At 39.2% G+C, this 26,009-nt stretch carries 34 protein-coding genes; 13 read left to right on the forward strand and 21 right to left on the reverse strand.

Annotation, left to right across the window (positions count from 1 at the left end; translation table 11 throughout):
- Positions 1 to 5: 5 nt before the first annotated feature.
- The 18 genes from AACT18_RS08075 to AACT18_RS08160 all read right to left on the reverse strand — a co-directional run bounded on the left by AACT18_RS08075 (position 6) and on the right by AACT18_RS08160 (position 15,164).
- Positions 6 to 1,538: a GspE/PulE family protein gene (locus tag AACT18_RS08075; RefSeq protein WP_094125921.1), complete on the reverse strand. Its 1,533-nt coding sequence runs from the start codon at positions 1,536 to 1,538 to the stop codon at positions 6 to 8.
- Entirely contained in the window at positions 1,531 to 1,725 is a 195-nt protein-coding gene (locus AACT18_RS08080) for a hypothetical protein (protein WP_094125920.1), read from the reverse strand. Before AACT18_RS08080 ends, AACT18_RS08075 begins: the two co-directional genes overlap by 8 nt.
- The gene (locus tag AACT18_RS08085) at positions 1,718 to 2,464 is read right to left on the reverse strand and encodes a hypothetical protein (protein ID WP_094125919.1); all 747 of its coding nucleotides are present in this window, start codon (positions 2,462 to 2,464) and stop codon (positions 1,718 to 1,720) included. The genes AACT18_RS08080 and AACT18_RS08085 overlap by 8 nt, the downstream gene beginning before the upstream one ends.
- Entirely contained in the window at positions 2,454 to 3,569 is a 1,116-nt protein-coding gene (locus AACT18_RS08090) for a hypothetical protein (protein WP_094125918.1), read from the reverse strand. Before AACT18_RS08090 ends, AACT18_RS08085 begins: the two co-directional genes overlap by 11 nt.
- A 7-nt stretch (positions 3,570 to 3,576) precedes the next feature.
- The gene (locus AACT18_RS08095; RefSeq protein WP_094125917.1) at positions 3,577 to 5,016 is read right to left on the reverse strand and encodes a type II secretion system protein GspD; all 1,440 of its coding nucleotides are present in this window, start codon (positions 5,014 to 5,016) and stop codon (positions 3,577 to 3,579) included.
- On the reverse strand, positions 5,016 to 5,768 hold the full coding sequence (locus AACT18_RS08100) for a hypothetical protein (protein ID WP_237666720.1): 753 nt from the start codon (positions 5,766 to 5,768) through the stop codon (positions 5,016 to 5,018). Before AACT18_RS08100 ends, AACT18_RS08095 begins: the two co-directional genes overlap by 1 nt.
- Positions 5,765 to 6,121, reverse strand: coding sequence for a hypothetical protein (locus AACT18_RS08105; RefSeq protein WP_094125916.1), 357 nt, complete (start codon positions 6,119 to 6,121; stop codon positions 5,765 to 5,767). The genes AACT18_RS08100 and AACT18_RS08105 overlap by 4 nt, the downstream gene beginning before the upstream one ends.
- Complete coding sequence (locus AACT18_RS08110) at positions 6,118 to 7,449, reverse strand: TrbI/VirB10 family protein (RefSeq protein WP_094125915.1); 1,332 nt, start codon at positions 7,447 to 7,449, stop codon at positions 6,118 to 6,120. Before AACT18_RS08110 ends, AACT18_RS08105 begins: the two co-directional genes overlap by 4 nt.
- On the reverse strand, positions 7,449 to 8,291 hold the full coding sequence (locus AACT18_RS08115) for a TrbG/VirB9 family P-type conjugative transfer protein (protein WP_094125914.1): 843 nt from the start codon (positions 8,289 to 8,291) through the stop codon (positions 7,449 to 7,451). Before AACT18_RS08115 ends, AACT18_RS08110 begins: the two co-directional genes overlap by 1 nt.
- A complete protein-coding gene (locus AACT18_RS08120; protein WP_094125913.1) occupies positions 8,288 to 9,016 on the reverse strand; it encodes a VirB8/TrbF family protein in 729 nt (242 codons plus the stop codon). The genes AACT18_RS08115 and AACT18_RS08120 overlap by 4 nt, the downstream gene beginning before the upstream one ends.
- A 9-nt stretch (positions 9,017 to 9,025) precedes the next feature.
- Positions 9,026 to 9,961 carry a type IV secretion system protein gene (locus tag AACT18_RS08125; RefSeq protein ID WP_094125912.1) on the reverse strand — a complete coding sequence of 312 codons (936 nt, stop codon included), beginning with the start codon at positions 9,959 to 9,961 and terminating at the stop codon, positions 9,026 to 9,028.
- On the reverse strand, positions 9,958 to 10,746 hold the full coding sequence (locus tag AACT18_RS08130) for a hypothetical protein (RefSeq protein WP_094125911.1): 789 nt from the start codon (positions 10,744 to 10,746) through the stop codon (positions 9,958 to 9,960). Before AACT18_RS08130 ends, AACT18_RS08125 begins: the two co-directional genes overlap by 4 nt.
- 10 nt (positions 10,747 to 10,756) lie before the next feature.
- Positions 10,757 to 13,255, reverse strand: coding sequence for a VirB4 family type IV secretion system protein (locus tag AACT18_RS08135; RefSeq protein ID WP_094125910.1), 2,499 nt, complete (start codon positions 13,253 to 13,255; stop codon positions 10,757 to 10,759).
- Position 13,256: 1 nt separating this feature from the next.
- Positions 13,257 to 13,562, reverse strand: coding sequence for a hypothetical protein (locus AACT18_RS08140; RefSeq protein ID WP_094125960.1), 306 nt, complete (start codon positions 13,560 to 13,562; stop codon positions 13,257 to 13,259).
- Positions 13,559 to 13,909 (reverse strand): hypothetical protein, encoded by a 351-nt coding sequence (locus tag AACT18_RS08145; RefSeq protein ID WP_141138084.1) that lies wholly within the window; start codon positions 13,907 to 13,909, stop codon positions 13,559 to 13,561. The genes AACT18_RS08140 and AACT18_RS08145 overlap by 4 nt, the downstream gene beginning before the upstream one ends.
- 9 nt (positions 13,910 to 13,918) lie before the next feature.
- Positions 13,919 to 14,428, reverse strand: coding sequence for a hypothetical protein (locus tag AACT18_RS08150; RefSeq protein WP_094125909.1), 510 nt, complete (start codon positions 14,426 to 14,428; stop codon positions 13,919 to 13,921).
- 171 nt (positions 14,429 to 14,599) lie between these two features.
- A complete protein-coding gene (locus AACT18_RS08155; protein ID WP_094125908.1) occupies positions 14,600 to 14,809 on the reverse strand; it encodes a TraY domain-containing protein in 210 nt (69 codons plus the stop codon).
- 79 nt (positions 14,810 to 14,888) lie between these two features.
- The gene (locus tag AACT18_RS08160; RefSeq protein WP_042990188.1) at positions 14,889 to 15,164 is read right to left on the reverse strand and encodes a helix-turn-helix transcriptional regulator; all 276 of its coding nucleotides are present in this window, start codon (positions 15,162 to 15,164) and stop codon (positions 14,889 to 14,891) included.
- Between the two features lie 564 nt (positions 15,165 to 15,728).
- Between AACT18_RS08160 and AACT18_RS08165 the strand changes: the two genes are divergently transcribed.
- The 11 genes from AACT18_RS08165 (at position 15,729) to AACT18_RS08215 (ending at position 22,455) form a co-directional block, all read left to right on the forward strand.
- Positions 15,729 to 16,307: a hypothetical protein gene (locus AACT18_RS08165; RefSeq protein WP_141138083.1), complete on the forward strand. Its 579-nt coding sequence runs from the start codon at positions 15,729 to 15,731 to the stop codon at positions 16,305 to 16,307.
- A gap of 540 nt (positions 16,308 to 16,847) precedes the next feature.
- Positions 16,848 to 17,288 (forward strand): hypothetical protein, encoded by a 441-nt coding sequence (locus AACT18_RS08170; protein WP_094150448.1) that lies wholly within the window; start codon positions 16,848 to 16,850, stop codon positions 17,286 to 17,288.
- A 262-nt stretch (positions 17,289 to 17,550) separates the two neighbouring features.
- Positions 17,551 to 18,309 carry a tyrosine-type recombinase/integrase gene (locus AACT18_RS08175; protein WP_161439655.1) on the forward strand — a complete coding sequence of 253 codons (759 nt, stop codon included), beginning with the start codon at positions 17,551 to 17,553 and terminating at the stop codon, positions 18,307 to 18,309.
- A gap of 165 nt (positions 18,310 to 18,474) precedes the next feature.
- A complete protein-coding gene (locus AACT18_RS08180) occupies positions 18,475 to 18,669 on the forward strand; it encodes a hypothetical protein (protein ID WP_094143520.1) in 195 nt (64 codons plus the stop codon).
- Positions 18,660 to 19,097 carry a hypothetical protein gene (locus AACT18_RS08185; protein WP_094143522.1) on the forward strand — a complete coding sequence of 146 codons (438 nt, stop codon included), beginning with the start codon at positions 18,660 to 18,662 and terminating at the stop codon, positions 19,095 to 19,097. The genes AACT18_RS08180 and AACT18_RS08185 overlap by 10 nt, the downstream gene beginning before the upstream one ends.
- Positions 19,098 to 19,235: 138 nt before the next feature.
- On the forward strand, positions 19,236 to 19,571 hold the full coding sequence (locus tag AACT18_RS08190; RefSeq protein WP_094125959.1) for a hypothetical protein: 336 nt from the start codon (positions 19,236 to 19,238) through the stop codon (positions 19,569 to 19,571).
- Entirely contained in the window at positions 19,571 to 19,840 is a 270-nt protein-coding gene (locus AACT18_RS08195; RefSeq protein WP_042990195.1) for a hypothetical protein, read from the forward strand. Before AACT18_RS08190 ends, AACT18_RS08195 begins: the two co-directional genes overlap by 1 nt.
- Before the next feature lie 385 nt (positions 19,841 to 20,225).
- Positions 20,226 to 20,480 (forward strand): hypothetical protein, encoded by a 255-nt coding sequence (locus AACT18_RS08200; protein WP_094125958.1) that lies wholly within the window; start codon positions 20,226 to 20,228, stop codon positions 20,478 to 20,480.
- Between the two features lie 93 nt (positions 20,481 to 20,573).
- Positions 20,574 to 21,461 (forward strand): ArdC family protein, encoded by an 888-nt coding sequence (locus tag AACT18_RS08205; RefSeq protein ID WP_094125957.1) that lies wholly within the window; start codon positions 20,574 to 20,576, stop codon positions 21,459 to 21,461.
- A 124-nt stretch (positions 21,462 to 21,585) separates the two neighbouring features.
- Positions 21,586 to 22,170 carry a ParA family protein gene (locus tag AACT18_RS08210; RefSeq protein ID WP_094125956.1) on the forward strand — a complete coding sequence of 195 codons (585 nt, stop codon included), beginning with the start codon at positions 21,586 to 21,588 and terminating at the stop codon, positions 22,168 to 22,170.
- Between the two features lie 9 nt (positions 22,171 to 22,179).
- Positions 22,180 to 22,455, forward strand: a complete 276-nt coding sequence (locus AACT18_RS08215; RefSeq protein ID WP_094125955.1) for a hypothetical protein — start codon at positions 22,180 to 22,182, stop codon at positions 22,453 to 22,455.
- A gap of 403 nt (positions 22,456 to 22,858) precedes the next feature.
- Here the strand turns inward: AACT18_RS08215 and AACT18_RS08220 are convergent, their stop codons facing one another.
- The 3 genes from AACT18_RS08220 to AACT18_RS08230 form a co-directional block, all read right to left on the reverse strand.
- On the reverse strand, positions 22,859 to 23,338 hold the full coding sequence (locus tag AACT18_RS08220) for an antirestriction protein (RefSeq protein WP_094125953.1): 480 nt from the start codon (positions 23,336 to 23,338) through the stop codon (positions 22,859 to 22,861).
- Positions 23,339 to 23,417: 79 nt separating this feature from the next.
- Positions 23,418 to 23,687, reverse strand: a complete 270-nt coding sequence (locus tag AACT18_RS08225; RefSeq protein ID WP_094125952.1) for a hypothetical protein — start codon at positions 23,685 to 23,687, stop codon at positions 23,418 to 23,420.
- 506 nt (positions 23,688 to 24,193) lie between these two features.
- Positions 24,194 to 25,336, reverse strand: a complete 1,143-nt coding sequence (locus AACT18_RS08230) for a GIY-YIG nuclease family protein (protein ID WP_094125951.1) — start codon at positions 25,334 to 25,336, stop codon at positions 24,194 to 24,196.
- Positions 25,337 to 25,553: 217 nt separating this feature from the next.
- On the opposite strand from AACT18_RS08230, the gene AACT18_RS08235 reads away from it, so the two are divergent.
- Both AACT18_RS08235 and AACT18_RS08240 read left to right on the forward strand, forming a co-directional pair.
- Positions 25,554 to 25,745 carry a hypothetical protein gene (locus AACT18_RS08235; RefSeq protein ID WP_094125950.1) on the forward strand — a complete coding sequence of 64 codons (192 nt, stop codon included), beginning with the start codon at positions 25,554 to 25,556 and terminating at the stop codon, positions 25,743 to 25,745.
- Between the two features lie 69 nt (positions 25,746 to 25,814).
- Positions 25,815 to 25,964 (forward strand): hypothetical protein, encoded by a 150-nt coding sequence (locus AACT18_RS08240; protein ID WP_161439656.1) that lies wholly within the window; start codon positions 25,815 to 25,817, stop codon positions 25,962 to 25,964.
- Positions 25,965 to 26,009 lie beyond the last annotated feature (45 nt).

Genomic DNA, 26,009 nt, shown 5'->3' on the forward strand with positions numbered 1-26,009 from the left:
ACACCTTAAAAGAAAGAATTGTAAATATCTCTTGTCTCTTGCGGCATCAGCCCTAGGACTCGCTCGCTTGCTGTAAAGACGTCTATTTCACCTCGCAAAATTTTTAAATTTGCATGACTAATAATATCTTTAAAGCCTTTCGCTTTTAGTGCCTGAGCCCATCCGAGATAATCTTTATTGAGAATGTAACGGCGGTCTTCATCGTCTAAAACAAGCATTTCAATAACGCTCGTTCGCCCCTTTTCGCCTTTGATACAATGTGAACAACCTTCGGGATTTTTAAACCTGACGTTATCGAGGCTCTTATCCTTTTGTGTCTCAATCCAGATCTCTAAACGACCTTTATCTCTTTGTGATAGGACGTTCAAAGCTTCTTCTTTGGTTAACGAACACTTAGGACAAACCTTTCTGACTAAAGCCTGATAGATCCAAAGCCTCATCAAGTTTGGTGCAGAAATCAAAGAGACAGGGACACCCATTTGTTCAGACAGAGTATGTGCGATACCGATGCATGAAGATGTATGTAAAGTAGCAAACATCAACTGCCCTGTTTCACCTTTGCGGCACACACTCATAGCCCCTTTTTCTTCGCGGACTTCACCATGCATTTCGACGTCTGGATCGTGACGCAATAAATACTTGGCCACATCTACAAAAGTATCGCTGTCAGCAGTATTTGAAATCGATGTTTGAATCACACCAATATCAAACTCCACTGGTTCTTCAATGGTATTGATAGCTCGACCTTTGCCCTTCATCGAGTTCAAAGCCGCAGCTAGAGTTGTTGACTTACCACTCCCCGTTTGCCCCGAAATCAAACAAACGCCATTTGATGAGTCAGTAAAATCAATAAATGTATCGTAGTGGCCTTGTTCCCATCCCAAATCGGTGATCTCAGGAATGTTAGGATCTTTATTTAACCAACGAAGCGTTAGCTGACCCCCTCCATCTGCATAAATGTATGCGAGCCGCCATTTACACAAACGCTTACCATCTGGCGTATCAAGTTCGATTTCTAGTCGTCCATCGTTAGCTTTATTTTCAGAAAAGTCATGCTTCTTCTGAGTTGCTTCGTTGAACATGTAACCGCAGAGCAGCATACCGAATTCTTTTTCGGGGATCTGTTTCTGTAGCGGTGTAATACGTCCATCTACCCGAACGTTGATTTCGGTTCTATCTCGATATATCTCGAAATGTATATCAGACACACCAAGCATGGCCGATTTTTGTAGAATATCCCTCGCGGCTTCAGCAATCTTGGATATTTTCGCTTTATCCACAAAAGCAAAGTTGTTTTTGTTTGATATTGTTTTGTCAATATACGCTGCAACCTCACTCACAGATTTCTTAACAACTTTAGGTCGCCGACCGTTTAACTCAGGAATCAAATTTCGATGCTCTTTGTATTCCTTCATAATTTCCGGTATTGATTGACTATCTAAATCACTGGTATGGATCTCTCCGTTATCCAGTAATACGGCATCTTGATGCCGAAGGTAAACATTCTTTAGCCCCTCCGTTTGTAACACATCACTCATTTAAACCACCTTTCTCATTGGTACTAATATCAACCGATACAGGTTCCTCCATGAAACTAATGACTCGACCTTTGTACTTGTACTGTATCGAGTTCCATTCCGCAGCTAGAGGTGATGAAATACCACTACCCGTTCGCCCCGAAATCAGACGAACACCTTTTAATGATTCAGTAATATCATCACTCACTTACACCACCTTCAGGAACCATCTGATGATTAAAGAATTTTTGGAATGTTTCATTAGTGCCAAGGTCTCTGAAAATGACCGAATTACTCGATATAGAGACAACTTTAACACCATAGAACGCCGCCCCTTCCGCAATTGGTAAATCCTCACCGTCCACGCTCACCCAAGCGCGTTTGCTTTTTGTTGACGTGATAATGCTAGAAACAACGATCCGGTCTTTAAACGGAATAGTTAAAGTAACTTTATCAAGAGCTTTTTGCTGTACTTCATCAATAGACGGTGCATTCAGTTCTTCAAGTTTCTTTTGAGCTTCTTTCAATGCTATCTGTGAATTAACGTAGTCGATTTGAACAGTGTTTGAGTATTTGCTCTCAAGATTTCGAAGCACTTTCTCACCGTCTTTTGTGAGCTTGAAGGTTGGCTGTTTCACTTCATGACTAGCTTTTGTAACACTTGTCGATTTTTTGGCTTCGTAATAAGACGAAGGCTGACTTCGTACATCGTCCACACTTTGTTTTGGAAGCTCTGTTGTTGCACTGGCCACATCAATCGAAGTGGATGGAGATTGATCTTGCTCTGCCAAATCTATCTGCTTATATACATCTAACTCAGCAGCATCAACCACTACTTGAGCTTTCGGGCTATCCGAAGATATAAAATCGTAAACCGAATAGATAACCAAAAACGAAGCAAAAACTAAAATATAAATGGTCTTCTTTGGAAGTTTCTTAAAGTTCATTTACTAACCCTTGCAAATTAAAGGACATGACTAATTTGACATTTTCACTGTCTTGTTTAGTCATGCTGAATGATTTCATTGTTACTGATGGAGTCTTTAGAATGGATGAAAGTATTCGAACATTTCCCAAATGAGCGTCCAGTTCCAACTCAAAATATACAACGGAAATATCTTCAAAAAGGCTTTCTGACTTCTTAGTTACTTTCGCACCTAGCCACTCTAAAGCATCAATCAGATCGCTTTTATAACTAGAGATAAAAGCCGGATTAAATCCACTTACATGAGAAAGTGAAACAGACAACTGGTTGTTGCTAAGATTGTAATGATTTTTAAATCCCTCATTACTCTCTAACCAATCTCGAATGACTTTCTGGCGAACGTCATTTAGCTTGAGTGATGAAACCAACCTGTCACCATCCAAATCAACCTTGTCGATTTCAATAGGGGCAGGAGCAAGCTTTGCTTCTATAAAGATGTTCAACGCATTATCAATCACATCTGAAGCAAGCACATTTGTATCAAAACCTTCAAGAAAGAGCTCTTTTTCAGTTTTGGGCTTCTCAGCGACTGCGACTGTCTGAGTTTCATTTTCAGAAAAAAACCATACAGAAGAAATAGCGATAATAAGCACCAAAACAACTGGAAGAGTGACCGATTTAATCGACTTTTTTACTTGCTTTAAAGCAAACGGCTTCAAATCATCTTGAGATATTGGATTGATTGGGTATTGCTTGTCTTTTTGAAAGTTTAATTCTCCATTTGCAACGAGAATTTTTGATGCAATGTGAATATCATAACTAAGGTCATGAAGCAGTGTTTCTAAATCAGCAACCGCTTCTGCATGAACACCTTCATTATCGAATGAACACGCATACCATATTTCACTTTCTAACTTTTCAAGATAAACAAAAGGGGATTGAATATCCCCTTGTCTTTGCAAAACAGCCTTTATTGCCTCTGCTTTTGCGTAAGTAAATTCATCTTGATAGTAGCGAACCAATTCACCATTCGATTCCAAAACTAATTCATAGTTTGAAGGATGTTTTCTTTGATGCTTGGCTAATTGCTTTCTATCAATCAGCTTCGCTTGATTACTAACTATCATAAACCACCTACATTGCTTTTCGTGGTGTCAACAACACCAAGGTTTCAGTAGTTCGGTTACTTGATCCAGTCCCTCCGAACAAAGTAGACCAAAAGTTCTTGCTGCTTTCTGCGGTTTTAGAGCTTTGTTTAACAGATGCAATCACGTAGGTTTGACCGTAACGAGCTTTGTTCGCAAAAGTAATCTCACTACTTTGAGTCGAGATCATACCCAAATCGATTTGCTGTACCTTTTTAGTATCTCTTGACTCAATTTTTCGTAACTGGCCAGAAATTCTAAGAAATGCGTATTCATCACTGACTTTAGCGTTAATCATCATATCAACGCCTTCACGCTCCTTATCTCGCGTAACACTGGCAGTCACAACCCCATCACTATTATCACTCGATGTTTCGTATAGGTAAGGCTCCTCTCGCTGCTGTGTGAGCTTTGCCGGTTGATTATTAAGTATTAAAGCCGTGATTGGCGTTTGGGTTGAAACTGTCCCTTGTTTCTCAAGAACCTTAATCAGCGCTTCTGTACCCGTCCATTTATCGGCACCAATAAAGCCAAGTCCATAACCCGCATCCTGAGACACAGTGTTAGTACCAGGCATAAAGAACTGAAGCGTACCATTCGACATATCTTTAACAATGTTCCAGTTTATGCCTCTTTCTGTATCGAGGTTCGATTTAAACTCTAACACTTGGATTTCGAGATAAACTTGCTTAGAGATTTCAGCTTGATAGGCGTTAATCACCTCTTCAATTGTTTGCATTTGATCTGGCGTAGCCGTGACAGAAATACTTGTCATCGATGGCAGTACAGCAACTGCGTTGTTTGCCGCCTCACTACCGCCGAGTACAGCCTTTATACTGTCTGCAATTTCTTGTGTGAAATTGAGGTCTTTATAAGCAACATTGATAAATTGCCCTTCAACTCGAACACCAGAATCTTTAGAAGTACCTTGCGAACCGAGCTGACCAGATACCATTCCTGACGGAATATTAAGTGGAAAGACTCTTGTAACAAATTTGGTCACTTCGAGGCGATCATTTATATATTCGATGCCATAACCAGAAACCCGAGAAATAAGGTTTAAAATGTTTTTCCTTGTGTGTGAATAGTTGAAGCTGATTCGCTTATTTGGATCAACATTCTCAGAGAAGTAAATCGGTACATCGAGCGGATACATAATTTCATCAAGCACTAAAGAAAGTGGCTTTGACTTATAGTTGGTCGTTAACTTCTCATTCATCCAAGAAGTATCACTTTTTGTCTTGCTGATTGGTACAATCTCAACAGGTGGCTTATCAAAGCGCTGAACTTTTTCAGGCTTAACATAGTTTGTGTATTCGCCGATTTGCTGATGTACTTTATCGTTATGCTCTAGATTTTGTTTATATTGTTCCGAAGCACAGCCTGCCAACAAAAGCGCAACAAATATTGTAGTAAAGATATTTTTCATTATTGTTCCTCTTGGATAAATACTTGTCGCGTTGATTCAACAACTCCCGAATAAACCGGATATTCTTCTAACACAGTGGCCAACGCTGTTGAGTAATCATCAAAGCGAGTCAGAAGGTAATAATCAGCGCTAAACTCGTAATCTTTTCCGGCCAGTCGCCAAGAACGTTTGTTGCTTGAATCATCTACCCACACAAGCCCGTAGTTTTCGGCAACTCGTTGTACCACCGTTTTTAAAGAGTTTCCGCTTACGTGAGTAATACGTGCTTCTCCTTCAAAATCGTAGATACCCGCGACACTGTTCTGATCATCGACAATGACGTTGATTGTAAATTTCAATTCGTCCGAGAGTTGCTTGATAGCTTTCTTGAAGTTGTTTGATTTAAAGGTGAGTATTTTTTCACTAACGCTATCAATCGCCTGACTGTGCATAGTGTTCATTGACCAAGCAACGCTTGGATAACCCTCTTCTCTTAGCCAACGTTTGATTGCTGCTTGATAACGCTCACCCTTTCTCACTACAAAAGAGAGCTCATTTTCAGGGGCTATAGTTACCGATACAATTGGCCGTTGTGGTTCGAGAACTTCAGGAGTCTTTGCAATCTGAGTCGGTTTAAACACGGATAAGTCAGCTTCGAGTAAGTTTAGATTCATTAACTCGAAGTACTCCCCTTTTCCAGCATAGTTCTGCTGAGATGAACAACCAAATAACACACCAAACGTCAGAATTAATAACACATGCTTTTTCATCATTTATTACCCTTTCCGAATGTAATCAGACGATGCTTCTTGTCTAATATGATGGTGTTATCTTCACCAATAAGAAGCTGTAGAGCATGAAGAACAGGCATTGTTCTATGCATTTTTGCTACAGCAGGGATTGGTTGACTAAGTATCAAACTTGCTGTTGAAGGTGCGGGATATTCAGTTATGATTTCATACTCTAGTGGTTCTAATATCCACTTTGCGGCTTCATTCACGGTTCTGATTTCTGGCGGGTAAATCGTTCTTACCGCAACATTGATTGTGTCAACTTCTGGCAGTAATCGCGCAGAACTCGCACCAAAACTTGATAAGAGTAAAAGGGGTAAAATTAGCTTTTTCACAAATAATCCTCATAAATGCTTTTCCAAGGTTTAAGATAAATTTCGTCTTCAATAATGACGTTCATACTCTGTCCGGTTCGGATAGTGTTAGTTGGCCGTAACTGCAAATATTTCTGCACCTCTGGAGCTATCTGATCTCGAAGTCCTTCGGAGACCTCCCCCGCATATGAATTATCAGAATTAGCTCCCGAACCATCATAGCTACTGTTGTTTGCAACTAGGGCATATGCCGCAACACCGAGAAATTGCGCCATTAAATGACGGTCAACTTGATCACTTAAACCTGTTAAACCCTGCCTATCTAAACCGCTTGATTTAGTCATATCGATCTTGTTTCCATTGGGTAATATGAGCCACGGAACCGAATAACCCACGTAACTATTTATGACTTCATTAGCTGTACTTAATTTGTAGCTTTTGAAAATCAACTCAGAACCTTTGGGAATGAGAACATATTCATAATCAACATCAAAAATATCTTGAGTGACCATGCCTTTAAACGTTCCCGTTCTATCGCTATCGGCTTTCATAATAGAAATGGCGGGAATTATGGAGCCGATAGGCAACTTCAACATACCCTCTGTTGATGCCTGATAGGTGTTTTCGGACGTATATCCAACAATATCGCTAGGCGGCAAAGAAAAACTGTTTTCTAGGCTAGCTACATCTGTCTGTACGACACTTTGCTCATGTGGTGAGTAGTTCCCCGCCAAAATGTTTTGCTTTAATTGCTCCATCTTCTTCAGGCGTTTAGCAACCATTCTGCGTTGATCTTCAGTGGACAACATTTCATCAGATGTTGAAGTGACAACATCAGTATTCGTCTTGGCCAACGTTGTTGAAGACACGGAAGGGCTTTGTACTGGCTTGAGTGACCAAGCAGCTCGGGAAGAAAGTGCCGCACGTTTATATTCAAGTGCAGCATTTCGTTCTTTCTCACTTTGCACTGACGTACCCGCTATTGCATCAGTAACAACACCTTTTAAATCCTCTTTAACTTGCTGTGTTACAGAAACATCCGATACGTCAACTGCCTTACTACGTTCCTTAACAATTGTTTCAAATGTTTCTTGGGTAACGTCTGTTGGCGCGCTTTCTTGAGTTACTTCGAGTGTTGTAGAGGGAGGGTTTGAATTTGAAGTGTTCTCTTGGCTTATCGAACTCTTCATTTTGTCAGCAAGAATCCATAAAAAAAACATCAAGCATATAACACCAAATGACATCTTAATAAAAAGTGACATCTTCTTTTTATATTCGGGAGACTGTTCATTAGGTGTTAAGTGAGTTTGATTTCTGGATTCTTCGACTTGAGAAGTCTCATTATCCATTAAATGTTACCCTTGGTTGCGTTGTCTCTGCGTTTGACTTCAATTGTTACGTTATCAATTCGCATCGTGAACTTTGGATAAATGCCAGTGACTTTGTAAACACCGTAGGCATCGTCATATTTGGTTGGTGCTATGGCATCTTTGCCCCCAATCACAGTTTCAACACTTAAAATTCCACGGTTGGGATTCGCTAGTCGAATGTAAGTAAACTGGCCGTCATCATAAACATCAGAAACAGTATTGTTTCCTACAAACTCTTTCCCTTCATCCCAAGAATATCTTGTGTAAATTCTAAAGCGGTATTTTCTCAGAGCATCGACTACAGCTTTATTACGCTCAAGCTCGCTACTCTCTTGCAATGAAGCAAGTTCTTTTTCGAGCTCTTTTATGCGTCTTTCATCAACGAACGGTACAGCGGGTTGATTTCGTTGTATCCCAAAACCTTGAATACTGCGTTTTTGCTGATCGTTAAAAAAGGCGTTTGTTGCATCAACAATCAAACACGGTTGATTGCCTTTTGAGTCAGAACGTCTTGCATGTATATCAATCGTGTTGCCGTCATCAGTAAATGCATAAATCATTGTATCTGCACCTTCCGGCAGTTCTGAGTTGGGTTTTAAAACGATTTGATTTGTACCTTCTAGCCCCTCTACATCCCACAAGTGATTGTTTGAAATAACAGGAGCCGTTATCAAATTAGCAGGAAGCTGAATGCGTCCCCCCATACGCAAAGCGCTTTTTATTTCAATAATATTACCCTTCTCATATTTTACTTTTTGGCATACTGCCGCATGAGTTGGGAGAGATAACAACAAAATCGTAATCGTGGCTAGAGCTCTCACTGAATACGCTCCTTATTTAATTCATAGCTTACAATTTCAACCCCAACAGGATTGATTTGTATAATTTCATTAGATTGTTTAGTTACTTCAGTCTTCGGTTTTAAATGCCACTGAACAGTTAAAACGAGTGCTTCAGGTTCATTCTTTTTACCGTTATTAGTGACTGTACGAGTAAAGTAAACATTACTTTTGACCACTTTAATTTTGCTTTCAGGAGATAAGCTCCAATCGACATTATCAAAATGGTCAATATTTCTTACTTTGACTTCTACACGTAACTTGGATTTTTTGAGTTCTTCTTTTTTAGCAATAGCATTAAATCCACGAGGATCTAAAAACTCTTGCTTTAAACTCTCAGACATAAAAACACTGGCTTCACCCCAATCAGAATCTATAGTTTCAGGTGCAACTTTATATCGGCTGATTGCAAATGATTGCAAGGCGCTATCTATTGTTGTTTTGAAATATAGTTGTTCATCTTGTGGCTTGTATTGCTCCACAGTCCAACCGCCATTTCGCTCTAATTTAACGTACAAAATTTCTTTCGTAGTCTGAGCCTGAACAAAAGCGAAGAAGAGCAAAATATATCCAATAATTACCGCAACAACTAAAGAAATACAGAAGAAAAACCACCGATTTCGTTCAGCCCTAAGTTTTGCGTTATCACTGTTTTCTTGCGGAATATTTACGTCCTTAACTTCGTCAGCAATTACACTTTCTTGCATCAATGACCCTTACTTAAAACGATTTATGAGTGAGGCAACACCTTGCATCTTCATAATTTTACTTGCAGCGATACCTGCACCGCGAGTTGCTGCGGCGCTTGGCGAAGCAACATTACTAACGAGATTGGCCGACAAACCTATACTCGATAAGATAAGCAGAATGCCTACAATCATAGTGACTAGCGTATCGGTGAAATCGATGAAGCTAGCGCCGTGAGTGTTTTTGTTTGTCCAATCGCATGAAGCAAAGTCAGCCAGATGGCCACACTGCAAAATTCCCATCGCTTTAAATTGAGCTTGAATACCCAAAGCAGTTAAAACACCCGCAGCCCTCACTACGATCAAAAGCATGATGGAACCGAGAGTGAACTTAACCCACGCATCGAACATGTTTCGAGTCGCCGGATGCATCAACATAGGAACAAACAAAATACTGAGGATTTTTGCTAGTGCGATAGTCCACATCGCCCAAGAGCCAATGAAATACATACACAACTCAAGTACAAATCCAGCTACGTGCCAGAGTATCGCGTAAAGAACGTCACCAACGGTCATATCCCAAAACGATAATTCCGACCCCAACATGAATTTGAGTGAGTGATTAATCCATTTATGCAAGAAGAAAGGATCACTATTACCCGTTCCTAACCTGAGAAATATAAGACCAATTCCGTCAGCTACTTCAATCAGACTATCAATAATTTCAGAGTAACTACCCCAAACAAACAAAGTAAAAAAAACCATAAGTGTTGAATTGATAATTTTTTCAGGTTCAAAACCCAAAATCATAAATCGACCAACTTCTTGAACGTAAACAAGCACTGCCAAAAAGAGCATGAAAATCAGCATAAATTGATGCAATTCAGAGCTTGCATTTATCTGATTTACAAAATCGTTTACCGTGGTTGCAAATGTATTTCTAAAAACCGAACTGGCATCACTCATCGAATTAATCCTTCATCAATTGTAATTCCGTTTTCTTTCGCTTCTTTGAGTCGCTTTAGATTACGTTCCTTCGCTCTCAAAATCGCATTTGAAATACGCTGATCACTCTGGTTTGAGTAACTCATTTCTGAAAGCCTCATTTCATTCTGAAGGTCTATCTGCTCCATGAGAATCTGGTTTTGTTCAACAAGTAGCTGAAGCGTTGCCAGTTCGCTTTGGTCGCCCAAATTTAAGCGTTCCGTATCGATTCTCTCTATATCACTACGAGTTTTAAAGTTTCTTTCGCTGAAATACTGCCGCTGGTTCGCTTTTACGTTGGCATCATTGGCCAACGTATAAGCTTGAGATAAGTCAGGTGGTGTATACCCCAACGCATCATCAGCAAGCTTGTTTAAATCAGCTTGATTGCTGATAGAGCCAAAGCGATTAGTCACTGACTTATTAACTTGCACTTCTTGAGTACCGTTGTACTGCTCGTTCAAGCGTCTTAAATCGCGCTCTAACGCAGGAAAGTCTCGGCGAGCTATCTTATTCTTCAGCCCTTCGACTTGATTCAAGAGAACCTGATATTCTCTCAATGTCTGTTCATACTGCTCTATAAGCTGTAAGAGTTGTTGAGTATTCAATCCAGTTTGATTCAGTATTTGCTCATACTCTTTTAGAATTTGAGTGTATTGAATAACACTCTGCAAAAGACCAGAAATGTCTATTACAGGGAAACCAGTTGAGTAAGATTTAAACGAAATTAATAGAACAAGAACTGAATTAATCAGTTTCTTTTTCATAACAATCACCTCATAGATTCAATCGCTTAATTATTTTTTCAATGGCAATATCTACATCGACTTCAGAATCCAGTATTTCTTTAGCAATTACGGCTTCATGCGGTCTTGATGTAGCAATTACATATTGCTCTGGCTCAACAAACAGATTAATTACTTTCGAAATTCCAACGTCCATTTGTTTAATAAATGCTTGCTGCTTAGGCTTGAGATTCATGATTACATCAATCTCATTGTCACCTAAGAATGGAAAAGCGTGTTTATATTCGGCGGTTTCCATTTCTGGATCTGCCATGAAAATAAAAGTCGTTGCCGCACTTCTCAACGTTGACCATTCATCTAGTGATGAATAGTGTTTAGGGCTCTGAGTCCAAAAACCCATACCGCCCCCATGCTTAAACCAAGTCCTTGCTTTAGCAATTAAAAACTCAGCAGCCCCTTTTTTAGTGAATGTATATTGACATTCGTCTACTTCAAGGAACTTTGCTCTTGTGCGGTATTGGGGATCTTCAAAAAGTCTAACCGCCCTAAAAAAGATTTCTGTGTTTACAAGTTGAGCCAGTTCAGGAGAATCTTTAACGCCTTGGATGTTATAAACAGAATACGGCTTATCAAGAACCCCTACTGCATCATCAACGTTATCGAAGAGATTCCCATACAGCCCACCTTGCCTAAACTTACCAAGCTTTTTCTGGACATTCGGTTTGCACTGGCCAAGCATTGATGAAAATGATTGTAACTCCTTACTTCCCTCCATCGTGATTTGAATTGCGCGCTCTAATTCAATCTGTTCGTCAGAATTTAACGATCTTAAATCTTCTGCATCATTCATCTTCAGCATAAGATTGATAAGCGTCATCATGTGGCGAACAAATTCATCATCTCCTTTTCCACGCGACATACTGAATGGGTTAAACCCTTTCGTTGTCTGTGAATCAGCCAACCGGAAAATGCTTGCATCAGATTGAAAAAAAGCGGCCAAAGGCTCGCTTCCACTATCCACATCCATAGCACAGTACATGCCGCCTAACTTCAAAAAATGGTTGGCAACACATTGCTTTAAGAAAGTTTTACCACTTCGGGTTGCACCAGTGCCAATGATGAGACATTTATCACCCACAAACGGCGTATAATGAAACGGAACACCGTCATTACTTTCGAAAACAAACAGTGCCTCTTCTTTAGACTCTCCAAAATGCCACGTTTTTAGCCCTTCATTACTTCTATAGAACAATGACATTGCGGCAGCCTGTGAAGAGTTCACAGTCATTTTTCTTATGCTGTCGCCCTTATAGCCTAATAACATCGACTCGTAAGCATGTAAAAGCCCAACACTTTCCCAAAGCAAATAAAATTCAGAGTTTTCTAAAACCGATTTAAGACGCTTGACTCGTGCTTTTAAAGCTTCAACGTCTTCATCAAATACGCAAATAAACGAGTACCAATCACCATACTTATCATCATCAGCCGACATTTTGAGCAGTTCTTCTTGTACAGCTTTTAGCTTTGGATTCGCTTGTATGCGTGAATTAACACGTTCATGATTGCTTTCGCCACTAAAAAGATCGAGTACACTCATTTGAGAACGGTATAATTCGTCTTCTTTTTCAGAAACGTACTTACGCTTATCTTGCTTAGAATAAGGGATAAATCGAGTGAAGAATGAATAATTTCCTTTTTCAAGGACAGGTCGAAAATCGCTACTCCATGCAGAATCAGGAACGTATTCATCCCCAACACCACGAACACTAGCAATTCTCAGATAAATCGTTTTAGAACTTTGAATTTTGAGATATGTAACACCCTCAATCACCACCGGACTTACTTCGGCTTCAGAAAGTAAAACATCCCAATTATCAAGCGGTGCTTTACGCCTTACTGAAAGATTATCAGTGTTATAAGTGATCAGTGTTTTTTGTAATTGGAATAAATCACCACTCGATAAACGCTGATTATCTAACGAACGAAAGGAAATACCTAAATCCAAGTTTGAAAGACATTGATCAAGAACATCGATTTTTTCGAGTAAATCTTTTTGCTCAAGAACCATTGACTGACGATATGACATCGCTTGCTTTAGCTTAGATCGCTCATTTTTATCTAAGATAGCTTTGAACATCGTACTGACAAACTCTTTGCCTAAATCGCTGTAGTTTGACAAACCATTGACAGTCACAATCCAAAAGAGCTTAGACTGATACAAGTCTCTTTTGTCGTTTAAAAACTTTGCTCTGCGACTTGATACTAACTCCGCACGTTTGTGTTTGCGTTTTTTGAACTTAATCTCTTCACAATCATAGTGAAAATAGATTTGAGTAATATCTGCTTCAAACGGCATTTTTTGTAAGATATTTCGTAACAAGCGAGTTAGCTTTAATTTGTCTTCAGTGCTGAGTAATTCAGCCTCAACACCACTTAAAGACAATGCACCAAGGATGCTTCCTACATTAGTTAATGCTGAAAATGAATTGGCTTCTGCATACGTCCTAATTTTGGTGTTGAGCGCTGTCATATTAGAAACTTCCTAACCAAGTGATAAATGTACCCAAACTAAATAGTAGAATTGCCCCGATACAGATTCGGAAAAGCCATGCAATGGCCTCACTAGCTTGTTTTGGTGCGAATACCCACAAAGCAATCGCCGCTGATGCGCCAATAAAAACAACAAACAGCGTCCCTGCACCACCCAAGAAATCTACAATTTGTTGGAAAAAGCTCGTAATTTTCCCAAAAAACCCCGTACTGCTTCCCAAACTTACAGAAGCGTGTGAAAGCTGAGAATAACAAGCCAATAAAAGAATATAGCGATAGATTTTCAAAGTGTTTGTCTCCATTGTTTGAAAGGTATTACCCTTTCGTTTTGAATAACCAATATTTTCTTTTTTTCGATAGAATTGGATGTAAAAAATGGAGCTTTTATAGTGCTTAACCACAAAAGCCATGCGTTTATATCATCTTTATGAACCATCCTAAGAGGAACAAATATCACTGATGAATATAAAAAGCCAAATATCACCCCGTAAAAAAGACCAATTTTAGAAATAGCAATACCAATCCCAAAACAAGAAAATAGCGCTCCAAATGCAAAAAGCGGTAAAGGAAGACCAAATATCCCTCCCTTATCTTTAGAACTGGTGTTATTTCTTAACTTTGGATTTCTTTCCAACTCCCCCCCTTAATATTTATCTAACTTAGTAAGACAGAAACTTTTATCTTTAAACCCACTAATTTCATTACAAAATGAATTGCCATCAACAAGCTTGGTGGTTGAGTTAAAAGAATAGGTTTGATAACTAGCATCAGAAGGCTCATTAATTGAAATGGAGTTTTCTAGAGGATAACCAGAATAGGAAAACGACACATTAATAATGCTTTCATTGGCTTTCACTTTGTACAATGAGAGTGTGTAACCTAAATCAATCTGTTTAATTATTGGCTCGTTCTTTTCTGAAAGACCTAAAACAACATGTTTACGGTTTACATCTTTGAGATGAATAGGATCATTGCCATAAGTTAAGAAAATAGATTTTTTAATCACCTCTGAACCTTCTTTTAATTCAAATAAATATGCATTGGGATTTTCAGAGGCAACAAAATCACTTGGCGATACAGTGATATTTGTTTGAGCATACACTGGTGTAATAGTTGATACTATTACTGTTAGTAAACATAAATGAACTTTCATAAGTTGTCCTTGCTTGGTTAATTTCTAATAATAAATATTAGAAATTAACGCTTGTATTACTTTAATATTACCCAAGCAAAGCAATAACCCTGCTCCCGTTAGTAGCGGTAGGGCGTAATTAACGGATAAGACTCCGTTAAGTCTGAGCACTAATTGTTAAAGAGCAAAATTCTATTTACTCGCCTTGCGAGCGATACAATCACCTATTCGATTTAAAGAAGAATATCGTCTGATGTGATCCATCATTCGAAATTTCGCTTCTTTGCGAAGACTGCGGCCTGAACGAAACGCCGAAGTTTGAAAATCTTCGGCATCTTTACCAGTCAAAACCAGAGTCACAGTGATTGATAAATCATCGTTTTCAGTTTTGTTTTCACTCATTTTTTTTGTTTCGTTTTGAACTAAAATGATTTGTAACTGGCGTCAGTTTATTCGGTACTAGCCATCGGTGTTACTACCATTATTTAATAGGCATCAAGTGGAATATTGCTTCACCAATGGCTGTATTTGTTCGTGATATGTAAATCGATCGCAAATCGGATGAAGATGCACAATCGTATTTCGTGCGGATTGCATCCATTTGTTTTCTAATGGCAGGCTCTGAAACGCCCGACATATTCGCTATTTGCTGAATTGCTGTACCATTTGAAAAATGCATTAGTACAAAATATTGCTTTTCTGTTAACTCAGGGAACAAATAGCCAAAGCCACCTTTTGGATTTTGATTCACAAGCATATAACCACCGACTGCTAAAAATTACCTTCAAACTATAGCAAACTTGCTACATAAAAAACAATAATGATATATATAGCAATCGTTTAACATCGTGATGTAAGACAAGTAATTGACTGCAAAGAAATGAAACAAAACGAATCAATAAGAACCGTTTTTTTTGCCATTTTTGATTTGATAAAGCTTGATGTTTTAGCCGGAAGGTCATAAAATTAAGGCAATCCAAGTGATTAAAGTGCATTACCTAGAGCACTTGCTACATAGGTTTTCTATGTAGTGTATTTACACTCGGACTAGAATGTGTCGGCCTCTCAACCCGACTAATAGCATTCGCAAAAAGGCCAACCTATCTCTTGTGGGGTTGGCCTTTTTGTTTTCTGATGATCCTAAAACTAGCAAGTTGATCTTTATAAACTTTTGCTATAAATTGATCCCAACGGTTCGGAGTGAGACCCGACCCCCCCATAAACACAAGAGAAACTAAAATGAAACCTATTCCTATATTTTTTGGCATTATTCCACCTCGAAAGACTGATCATCATCTTTTGACGAGTAGGAAGGTGCCTTGTGAATCATTCTGATCTCGTTCTACTAGAACACCATCAACAGATCGCGCCAAAGGTTTGGCAATCACCATTACCTAAACCTCTGAAATCGCTATTGTCTGTAATATCTACGTTCTACAACGTACAGAGACAATCTGCTGAACCTAGCAGAAAAAAGATTGCTGCAATGTTAGGTGTCTCAGTGAACCATGTGAGCTATCTTGTCGCGTGGGCTGTAAGGTTAGGCGTTTTAGAATCAAAACCTCAATTCGAACGCGTTTCTGATTCTGAAGATGCTCATCACCGTCAAACAACCAACAAATACAGTCTCAATCTAACATTCTTCGGCTTGTACTATAACAAAGCAAAGGTCGCAACGAAGAAACGACTACGCTCACTTGGTTACAGCACCAAAGAGAGCAAGAACACTTTCAAAAAGCCGCAACACGTAGATCAAAAGCGTGTCATCGAGCAAGCTAATGAAACTGAAGAACAGAGACAACAGCAAATAAAAGAATCGGTGGCCACAGCAACAGGTACAGGCTTTAATGTGTTTAAGCACATGAAATCTAGTCTATTTGGTAAGAAACCAGACAAATAACCCTCCTCCTTTTTATCCCAATGGCGTTAGCTCGCCAGGATTTCTCACATCTGAAGAAAATAATCGTTCATAAAACAGACATTCGATTGTTTTCTAATGAAGAAATTCCCCCCGAAAATGGTTTATCAACAAGCTTACACACAGAATTGTGAATAACTCAGCCCCCCCCTACGATTTATCCTAATCCCTCCCCTTACGATCTATATGTAACCTTTAACATAAGTAGATCTAAACATAAGAAAAGATCACCTTTCATTAATCCATTTAGGTTATGTCGCTTTAAGGTATACGTTAACGCTCACTATGGAAAAGTCAGGCACAGCAAGCTGAACCCAACTTTCCCACAGCCGCTGAAAAACTGACGTGCTAGCTATGAAAATGTGCTCCGCACTCAATAAATTTTTTTTGTTTTTTTTTAAGACATTAATCTATTTTCTTGGAAAATTAATGATTTAGTGTTTGAGTTATCTATTTTGAATTGCTATTTTATTTAATAATTAAATTAACAAAATCGCTATAAATTTAAGCAATTGAGGTTGTATGAGTATTAGTCTGGAAGAGTACATAGCGACTCGTTATGGAAGTCATCACGGCGCACAGAAGGACTTTTTAGGAGACAATCCGCACATGGTTAATTCTGAGGTCAGTCGGTGGTGCTCTGCAAATTGGCGTGTCGATCTTACAACTGGAAGTTTATTCAAAGAGTCAAACAAAAAAGTTAACCTTATAGAGCCCAATTTTGATCAAGCCGCTGCAATTAAGCCGGATTACAGCAACAAGGTTTATTATCCGAGCCAACAAGCTTCCCAAAATAAACAAGGCGGTCTGTATGTTAAGGGTATCGCAAATAATGGCTTTCTGACGATTGAAACAGAGTCTGCAAACAATGTGCTTTCGCCTGTGTTCTTCATTGCCTCAGTTTGGAATGATTTGGGTGAAGAACTCTCAGCAACAGAGTTTGAGACCCAAAGAAAACGTTAATCGTTCACATCTTCGCTATTTGGCTAAACAGCCAGAACCCCAAACCCCATTCAAACACTACATTTAGTTATCACTCAGCTGACCTAAACTACTATATATTGTGTTTTTGCCTCGTTGGTTTTTCTGGCCACGCAAACAAGGATTTAGGTAAATCGCTAAGATTTACCTTTTTCCAAAATTCCCCCTCTCGCAAAAGAATTTTATGCCTGACAGCGTTCAATCGCTAAAATGCTCCTATTGTTTATTTCAGCGCATAGTAACTATGAATTTACCCTACCCACTTCAAAGTGCTGTAAACCCGCTTCAGCGGCTTTCTGGTGAGCTTTCTAGCGGTATTGACTGGCACTATCACATCGCGTTTAGAAAAGAGGTGTATGCACAACACCCAGATATTGTATTACCACGTTATTTACTTGCTCCTGAGATCAGGCAGTTGGCCAAGCTTCCAATTCATGCTCAACATAAAATGTTGCTACTGTTACTGTTTAATACCGGAGCCCGAATAAATGAATTGCTCGATCTTACCCCTGAGCGAGTTAAGACATTCCATCAATCCGGTAATCGATTTACCACCATCACATTGAGAACGTTAAAACAGCAACGGCGCGAAGGCAGCGGTAAAGCACCAAAAGATGCTTTTCGTGTTGTCGTACTCTACGACAAGGCATTTGCTGATGAGTTGAATAGTTACATTGTCACATTCTGCCGAAATAAAAAGCACCCTATCTTTCGCTCTGAGATCAAGCAAAATCGTCACACTAGAAGTCGGTCTATTACAGATCAAACGGCGAGGAACTGGCTAGCTATCATCGACCAAGAGGCTAAAAAAGCCGGTATCAACTTACTTATCCCTCTAACACCAAAAGTGTTGAGACATTCGTGTGCTATTCACCTCTTGCTGCATGGGTTCCCATTGCAGCGCATCCAGAAGCAACTTGGCCATTGCCATTTGAAGAACACGAGTATCTATACAGATCTCTTGTTGCTCGATACAGACCTTTCAATAAACATTAAATTCTAGATTTCTATAACTATAGGATTATTGAATCATAGATAAATATAGATATAAATTGCTATAACTATAAAACTATATAGTTTTATAGTTATAGGGTATTGTCTTGCTCTTGGTTTGAGTGTAGTCTATAGCTATATAGTTTTATAGTTATATGCTTTTTTGGGGTTTCTTATGAAAGAGTCAGATTTAACAATGGTTGTGGCTTGGTTTAATGAACGGGGAATGCTTCCTTCTGATGTAAATTATTCAACGGTTAAAGAGGCAATGTTGGCTGTTGGATTGGATTGTTGCTGCGCACTAAGTGAAGATGATTTGACGGATGTTAAGCTTGAAATTCAGCGTGTGAAGGTGGATTTATGCTTCTAAGTAATCAAGATAAGCTGACAAAGATCCGTAATCGTATAAAGCAAATTGACGGTTTTTCCTATGAAAATGAAGAGGAGCTGAAGCTGCTCTATCGTGATGAAGCGGAACTTCTTCGGCCTAAATCACCAAGGGATATTCCTGTTTACGATTATGTGGACTATGTTCCCACCTCTTCATTTGAAATTGGCCACTATATTGAGTGGCGCGGCATAGTTGGCCGTGTTGAGCAGATCGGAATAATCAGAGATGAATTTATATCCATCATGCCTATTTACAGCTTAAAGTGTAGCTATGTGGGTGGTGATTTTGATTTGTACAACAAGCTAACTTCTGCTTCAATGACTCAAAATGGATTCAAAGATTATCTGTTTGAAGTTCATGGGAGTAATTTGTTTTTTTGGAATCGCTGTTTTATTAAAAGCTTATAAATAATAGTAACTTAACTGTTATTCATTTAAATGGTTTATGTATATCTATAGGGTTATATTTATCTAAACTTATAGCTCTATAGGCTTTTATAATTAAATTGTTCTATACCTATATAGGTATAGGGATATAGGTGATTTATGTTAGCTTCGAAAGTGCTCCAAAACCTCTACATTTTAACGGGGGTTGTTGGCCTTGTGACACATGCATTAGGTCGATACTTTGATCACCATTACATGCTCGCAGCTTCAACTGTGATGCTTTGTGCTGCTCTCTTTGTCGTTTGCTACAAGTTGAAGCTACACAAGTTTAAAATGCGTAAAATCATAATTATCTCAGTGGTGTCTGGTGCGTATATCTTTCTCAACGTTTCGCAACTGACACTGCCTTACGTGATGTTTACTTTTGCGTTGGCGTTCGGACTGCTTGCGCTGACACATCTTAAAAACACCAGTACAAAACAGAAGGACTTATAATGTCACAGCACACATTCGAACATGGCCACTATTCAGTGCTATGTGGATTTGATAGACCAATGCAGGGTTTTTTTCTAGTCATAGAAGATGATCGGAACGATGAAGATGTTGCATACTCCAATCTCTATGAAAAGGTTTCGCACCCAACATCATTTGATCCATTTGTTGCAGTTCTGCACCGATTCGGTATTCCAATTCCTGACGGTTTATTGGTGGCACTCGATGAAGATCAGAAAGCCAATAGAGGCAACTCAATAAAAAGTTGGTAAATGATATTACTATATAGCTATATATTTATAGTGTTTTATAGCTATATGTTAATTTCATTTGAGTAAGTTACGATGGTTGAATCAATCAATGAAAATCTAACGGTTAACGTTGAATGCCCTTTTTGCCAAAGGATATTAAAAAACCGCGGATTGAAAATCAGTAGCAAAGCAGAGCTGATCGGGCGTTTCGAGATTCACTGTATCTACTGCAATGCGTTCTTTGATGTGTACTTTGATACGCCGGAGGACTCTTTGACTCAAGAGTGACAACGTGATATAAAATCCGCGAGTATTCACATACTCAGGCTTTGCCAGTTTAACTGGCAAATGCCAGTTAAATTAGTAATTTGAAATATTTTGCTAACTTAACGAAAGGAGTAGCGTCATGGCTGCTAACAACAATCTTTATCTACAAGAAATTTTGGTTGAATTTGAAGGGCAATCTTATTCTTTGAATAGAATTGTTCTTGTTAGTTCTGATTCAGACATTAGACGTAAAACGGGCTTTGTTGGTAATGTTCCAATGAAAATCCAACGGGCGGTTAATACTTCGCTTCCATCTTTATATGATGATGGAATAGTTTTAGATTCATCTGTTGGACTTTTAAAAGTCGTTAAAACGTTAAATGTTCAAATCTAACCAATAATTTTTTATAGCACCCTTTAGGTGTTGCCAGTTTTTAACTGGCAACCGCCAGTTAAAATTTCAGTTTATGTTATTTGGAGTTTTATCATGGTTGCTAACAAAAAACCTTCATTTGATTTCTACCAAGAAATTACCAATCAAATCATTGAAGCACTCGAAGCGGGTGTAAAACCTTGGGTATGCCCTTGGGATCGCACCGTTGTTAATGGTCTTCCATCTAACGCTACAACAGGTAATTTCTACAACGGCTTGAATATCATGCTGCTGTGGATGAGTGCTACAAAGCAAGGCTTTACGTCTTCATCTTGGGTTACAGCAAAACAAGCAAGTGATCTAGGCGGTTGGGTTCGTAAAGGCGAGAAAGGTACTCGCATTTTCTTTTATAAGATGGTGCAAAAAACTGGTAGCGAAGATGAAAATGAAATGTACCCAATGCTTAAAACATTTTATGTTTTCAATACAGAACAGATTGAAAACGTTCAGTTTGAGGTTGCTTCTGAAGAAGTAACTAAAACAGATGTTGAGCGCTTAGAGCACGTAGAAAACTTTATAAGCCGTACTGGTGCTGCAATTACATACAAAGGTCAGCGGGCGTATTTCAGCCCATCTACCGATGAAATTGTTATACCGGAACTGAACCGCTTCAACGAAACAAGTGATCTCTACGCAACTGTGCTGCATGAAATCACTCACTGGACGGGGCATAAATCACGATTAAATCGTGATTTAAAAGGTAAGTTTGGCAGTAAAGACTACGCTTTCGAAGAGCTTGTTGCTGAGTTGGGTTGTTCATTCTTAATGGCGGGATTGGGGATTGTCGGTGAAGTTCAACACGAATCTTATATCGCTAGTTGGTTGAAGGCTTTGAAAGATGATAAACGTTACATTTTCAAAGCTGCATCACTGGCCAGTAAGTCGCATCAGTTCTTGATGGAGTTAGTATCAGAAGATGCTAAATCTAAAAATGTTGCGTAACAATAACCTTTCTATACATCAAATTGCCCTGTGAATTTCACAGGGTTTTTTTTGCTTATCAATATTGACTATATAAATATATAGTTTTATAGTTATATAACTATTTTGTTATAGGGTTGAGAGCATGAAAATTATACACGTATGGAATCCGAAAGGTGGTCAAGGTAAGTCAATGTGTACTATTAACTTGGCAGCAGCAACAATCGAGCTTGGTAAGAAAGTTTTAGTGATTTGCCAAGACCCCCAAGGCACAACTTCTCTCTATGCCAAATACGGCTCGCTTCCATTCGAAGTCGTTTCAACGATTCCAACGGAACGACCAAACGTTGATGTGATTTTCTTTGATCATCAGGCCTCCGATTGGGAAGTACCCAAAGGTGAGCTATTAGTTATGCCACTCAAACCTGCGCGTGACCAATACGCGACCTATAAAGACGCAAGTTTACGAGCAGAGAAGCAGGGTAAACGAATCATTACCATTGTTACTGACGGTAATCAGCACAGACAATCGGAAGTCGATATAACAGAGGCTTTGAAAAAGTGTGGAGCGTTCGTAATTCCGTCCTCTGGCGTGTTTAGTCGCGCATCAGACGATTATGTTTCTATCTTTGATTCTAAGCTCAATCGAGCGTATAAGGTTGCGGATCGCAGAAGAGAATTTTTACAGATAATGACACATATTCTATTAGAGAATGCTAAGGCTAAGTAAGGGGGATGTATGGCAGATTGGTTAGAAGAAGAGAATCAGCGAGCTCAAGCGAATGTTGAAACGGGACAAACTGAAAATTCTGAAGCCCCTAGAATGGTTTTGGTTAAGAGTAAGCGAGTAAAAAAACCACAGCGGAAAACCAGAGGGATTTATGTCCAAGACAAGATCTGGAAAAAATATGATCTAACGGTCTACAAAATGAAAGGCGTTAAATCAGCCCCTGATCTTGCTGAAGAAGCTCTACAATATATCATTGATAAATATGGTAGTGGCAAGAATGGTTGATATTAAACGTGTTCGTTCAAGTACCGTGTACGACTCTCGTTCTGAGAGTCCATTTTATAGTGTGGTTTACAGTAGCGTTACAGAGTATATCAGTGATTTGTTGGATTTATCGAAAGGGGAGAGCTGCCCTCGCTACCGATCCGCTTTGGCCAACATCGAGCGTCACGAAAATTGTGGGGGTACAACGATTAACTTTCAGTTATCGTTGGGCGAAAAAAAAGCTAACCACTAATGGTTAGCTTTATACTCGTAATCGAGTGGTTGCCGTCAATGAATCTATCTCTTACTGAATAACCTGTCAATGAAAAAGCCCTCGATTGGAGGGCTTAATTTATTGGTACTAATGTTTATTTAGAGAACGTATAAGCACATTGAAAAATGGCTTGTTCCATGTTGAGTGTACTCATTCACTCACCTCGTCATTCAATAACTCACTGATTTTGTGAAATTCTGGATGTTGCTCTGCAAAATCCATCAACTTTTTCTCAAGTAATGCAATTCGATCCATTTCTTGAGCATCGTTTTGTCTCCAAGCAGCAAAAGCATAGTAACTAAGAGTAACGAGGGTGATGTAAATTCCCGTTGCTTCACTAGATAGCTTCAAGCTCACTTGGTGATTTTTACTAGTAACAGTTAAGATCTCTGGACAATCAACAGGGTAAAGATACTTCCCCCCGTTATCTAACTCGATGTATTGCCAAAAAGCACCGTAAAAATCAACACAATGCACCTTACAGAAATGAAAGATTGCATCCTGAAACCAGAAGTATTGCTCTGTTATTGAAAGAAAGAAGTTTGTACGTTCTTCGGTAGGTACGATTGATGAAGTAATCATTATGATCACCTTATATGAAGGATTGATTTGTTTGTTATCAATCATCATCTTGGGGCAACCCCTCGACAATGAGAGGTAACAACCCAAGACTTAACAGCCTAAGCTATTGCGTCATATAACTAACTAATTAACATTCATTTTCTAAATAATCTGACCCGAATCTAAAACCTTGTTGAAAGGATCGATATACAGACATATCAAGGGCTTTGATATTGTCTATTACTTCTCCAAGCCAACCATTTTTAGAAGAAAAGCCTGATATAGCTAATGAAAAGCCTAGATCCAATGCCTCAATATCTAATTCAAGATCTTGTGTTGGCAGATTGAATTTTACTTTCGCAGCTTCAATCATTAATTGGAGTTCTAAGTCACAGAATCTAGTTAGCAAAGTAACCATTTTGACCACCTTTAAGGCTTTGTGGATTGACAGGTCTCATCAATCATAATCTTGGGTGGCAACCACTCGATTATGAGAGTTGACGACCCAAGACTACAACGCTCGATGCGTTGTTTTTCAATCATATACTGTCTTGTTCAAAGAAACAATTTAGTGCACTCATTTGTGCAGTTCTGCACAAATAGGGCTCAATGCCGCCCTACAGCTTTGCTTACCCGCTAGACCCTCAATCCCTAAAAACATAGTTTTCAGGCATCGAGCGCCTTGGGTTAAATTTAAAACAGATTTTAGATTGTTCTGATTAAAGTGTACCTAGTGCGAATAATACAGTAGAAAATAATCACCGGTTCGAGTGGCCAAGACCTGTTTTGTGATCTGAAATGAAAGACGGGCAGAATAATTGACTCTTAGACTTTTGCACAAATGCACATGAGTTCTCTAGACCCCTAGGGATTATCTAGAGAGCGATTGTGTAGTTGTGTAAAAGTCGGGTTGGACGCTTTCCCTCATTTGTTCATGGCTGCTTTTACGCGCTTGACGGTTGAACGTCCTTTACCTGTAAATTCTGCTGTTTGGTTGATAGAGCGGCCACGCTCTAAACTGGTTACGATATCTGAGTGCTTTAACAGAAAGTCGTCAGTGCCGACCGTCGTTCCTTTAGGCCGACCAAACTTACCGCTTTCGCGTTGGGTTAGCTCGATGCCACGTTTAGAGGCTGCGAGGCGTTTTTCTTCATACTTCCAACGGCCTGTAACAACGAATCGCTCCGCTTTGTTGAAGGGTTCTAGATTGTTGGTCAGCTTGGTAAATTCCGCTTTCAATCGCTTCAATGATTTGTCATCAAGTACCAGGTATTCTGTGTGTGACCCAATGTTAACTAACTGATTGTTGTAACGATGAAAAACATACTTTTCAACGTGACCACAATTCGCAACTTTGCGCAAAACAGTGCTTTTTATTACGGCCTTACCAGTGGCTTTTTCTAAATCGAGTACCGTTTCTTTCAAGCGTTCCTCTGGCTCTCTCGATGTTCTCCCAACCTTGTGAATAACGCTGTTATCCTCTAGTTGGTACTCAAACAGATACAGTGATGCTTTAAGAATTGCTTGCTGGCGGTGCGCCTCAATTTCGAGCCAAGCTCGATGTTGTGTCCCTTGTTCTATTGCTTCGCGCAACGTGTGGACACGCATTTGTAAGGTATTACGCATCCACTGGCTAAACCCTAGTAGGGGTAAGCTGCCAAGGATGGTTCTAGCGGTATCGGTAAAGATAAGGTTATCTGTCCAGTCGTCACGGCTAAACAGTTCTTGTTGGGCTGTACGTGTAAAGCTATGTAATCCAGACTTCCAATGTTGAAACACGTTTGGCGACTTGCTATCCGCTTGATAGCCGTCCTTTAAAGCGTCGATGATCTCTAATGGATAGTTGAGGTGAAAGTGATGCCATGCGGGGATCTGCGGGATCTCATTCATAGACTCGTTACAAGTCTCGCCGTCATGTCTAAAGTGAGCCGCTTTCGTTTTACCTTTCACCGCGATTAATGAACACTGGCAGAAAGGGCAAGCTAAATCACCCTTGCCTGACTTCTGCGAGTTAATGTGATGAAAGTTGCCTTGTGTATCTTTGCCAAGGCTTAAATATACAGACATATATCACCATACTTTTTTGAACCTAGTTTGATTGTAGTTTATATGGGTTCAATTAAGTGTGCAAATTTTAGCCTTATTTCTAGCAGTCGCGTTTTCCCCAAACCTAATAACACCAGTCAGATACAGTGAGTATGTTAGCAATCGCAGATATGGCATTTTAGTTTGATATATAATGCAACTGTTATATAATCCAAGTGTTATTAACTAAGGGTTTAATATGCGAATTTCTATTGTCCAAATGGTCAATGATTACTATGGCGGTAATCGAGAGGTAGCAGCGAAAGCGGCAGGAATTAAAACCGTTCAGCAGCTAAACAACTTAGTATCTAAAGGTTACGAGGTGGCTAGGCTTGATAATGGTGATTGGGTGATGCTTACAAGCAAAACGAAAATATTTAAAAAGCCTTAAATAACACTTGTGTTATATAACCCAAGTGTTATAGTTGTCTCAAGTTAAGCAAACAACGAGATAGTAGTGATGAAATCAGACAGTGTTACTCGCGTTCTTCAACTCATGGACTCATGCGAAGATGGTCAAGAACGTTATGCAGAGTTTGTGGCTCTAGTGGCTAGTGAAAATAACGTTTCGGTTAAACAACTAGAAACAGAGCTTAATCAGTACATTTAAGGGGCAAAAAAATGACGGAATCACAACCAATTCACAAAATTTTCG

The organism is Vibrio sp. V04_P4A5T148, assembly GCF_963875605.1.
GTDB classification, from domain to species: domain Bacteria; phylum Pseudomonadota; class Gammaproteobacteria; order Enterobacterales; family Vibrionaceae; genus Vibrio; species Vibrio anguillarum.

Excerpts from the sequence above, each read along its gene's own strand:
- AACT18_RS08225 (WP_094125952.1), bottom strand. The coding sequence starts at position 23,687 with ATGGTTACTTTGCTAACTAGATTCTGTGACTTAGAACTCCAATTAATG.
- AACT18_RS08135 (WP_094125910.1), bottom strand. The coding sequence starts at position 13,255 with ATGACAGCGCTCAACACCAAAATTAGGACGTATGCAGAAGCCAATTCA.
- AACT18_RS08170 (WP_094150448.1), top strand. The coding sequence starts at position 16,848 with ATGAGTATTAGTCTGGAAGAGTACATAGCGACTCGTTATGGAAGTCAT.
- AACT18_RS08130 (WP_094125911.1), bottom strand. The coding sequence starts at position 10,746 with ATGAAAAAGAAACTGATTAATTCAGTTCTTGTTCTATTAATTTCGTTT.
- AACT18_RS08120 (WP_094125913.1), bottom strand. The coding sequence starts at position 9,016 with ATGCAAGAAAGTGTAATTGCTGACGAAGTTAAGGACGTAAATATTCCG.
- AACT18_RS08200 (WP_094125958.1), top strand. The coding sequence starts at position 20,226 with ATGGCTGCTAACAACAATCTTTATCTACAAGAAATTTTGGTTGAATTT.
- AACT18_RS08175 (WP_161439655.1), top strand. The coding sequence starts at position 17,551 with ATGAATTTACCCTACCCACTTCAAAGTGCTGTAAACCCGCTTCAGCGG.
- AACT18_RS08125 (WP_094125912.1), bottom strand. The coding sequence starts at position 9,961 with ATGAGTGATGCCAGTTCGGTTTTTAGAAATACATTTGCAACCACGGTA.
- AACT18_RS08205 (WP_094125957.1), top strand. The coding sequence starts at position 20,574 with ATGGTTGCTAACAAAAAACCTTCATTTGATTTCTACCAAGAAATTACC.
- AACT18_RS08185 (WP_094143522.1), top strand. The coding sequence starts at position 18,660 with ATGCTTCTAAGTAATCAAGATAAGCTGACAAAGATCCGTAATCGTATA.
- AACT18_RS08190 (WP_094125959.1), top strand. The coding sequence starts at position 19,236 with ATGTTAGCTTCGAAAGTGCTCCAAAACCTCTACATTTTAACGGGGGTT.
- AACT18_RS08155 (WP_094125908.1), bottom strand. The coding sequence starts at position 14,809 with ATGAGTGAAAACAAAACTGAAAACGATGATTTATCAATCACTGTGACT.
- AACT18_RS08160 (WP_042990188.1), bottom strand. The coding sequence starts at position 15,164 with ATGCTTGTGAATCAAAATCCAAAAGGTGGCTTTGGCTATTTGTTCCCT.
- AACT18_RS08215 (WP_094125955.1), top strand. The coding sequence starts at position 22,180 with ATGGCAGATTGGTTAGAAGAAGAGAATCAGCGAGCTCAAGCGAATGTT.
- AACT18_RS08195 (WP_042990195.1), top strand. The coding sequence starts at position 19,571 with ATGTCACAGCACACATTCGAACATGGCCACTATTCAGTGCTATGTGGA.
- AACT18_RS08220 (WP_094125953.1), bottom strand. The coding sequence starts at position 23,338 with ATGATGATTGATAACAAACAAATCAATCCTTCATATAAGGTGATCATA.
- AACT18_RS08210 (WP_094125956.1), top strand. The coding sequence starts at position 21,586 with ATGAAAATTATACACGTATGGAATCCGAAAGGTGGTCAAGGTAAGTCA.
- AACT18_RS08095 (WP_094125917.1), bottom strand. The coding sequence starts at position 5,016 with ATGAAAAATATCTTTACTACAATATTTGTTGCGCTTTTGTTGGCAGGC.
- AACT18_RS08230 (WP_094125951.1), bottom strand. The coding sequence starts at position 25,336 with ATGTCTGTATATTTAAGCCTTGGCAAAGATACACAAGGCAACTTTCAT.
- AACT18_RS08240 (WP_161439656.1), top strand. The coding sequence starts at position 25,815 with ATGAAATCAGACAGTGTTACTCGCGTTCTTCAACTCATGGACTCATGC.
- AACT18_RS08100 (WP_237666720.1), bottom strand. The coding sequence starts at position 5,768 with ATGATGAAAAAGCATGTGTTATTAATTCTGACGTTTGGTGTGTTATTT.
- AACT18_RS08090 (WP_094125918.1), bottom strand. The coding sequence starts at position 3,569 with ATGATAGTTAGTAATCAAGCGAAGCTGATTGATAGAAAGCAATTAGCC.
- AACT18_RS08235 (WP_094125950.1), top strand. The coding sequence starts at position 25,554 with ATGCGAATTTCTATTGTCCAAATGGTCAATGATTACTATGGCGGTAAT.
- AACT18_RS08150 (WP_094125909.1), bottom strand. The coding sequence starts at position 14,428 with ATGAAAGTTCATTTATGTTTACTAACAGTAATAGTATCAACTATTACA.
- AACT18_RS08085 (WP_094125919.1), bottom strand. The coding sequence starts at position 2,464 with ATGAACTTTAAGAAACTTCCAAAGAAGACCATTTATATTTTAGTTTTT.
- AACT18_RS08180 (WP_094143520.1), top strand. The coding sequence starts at position 18,475 with ATGAAAGAGTCAGATTTAACAATGGTTGTGGCTTGGTTTAATGAACGG.
- AACT18_RS08075 (WP_094125921.1), bottom strand. The coding sequence starts at position 1,538 with ATGAGTGATGTGTTACAAACGGAGGGGCTAAAGAATGTTTACCTTCGG.
- AACT18_RS08110 (WP_094125915.1), bottom strand. The coding sequence starts at position 7,449 with ATGGATAATGAGACTTCTCAAGTCGAAGAATCCAGAAATCAAACTCAC.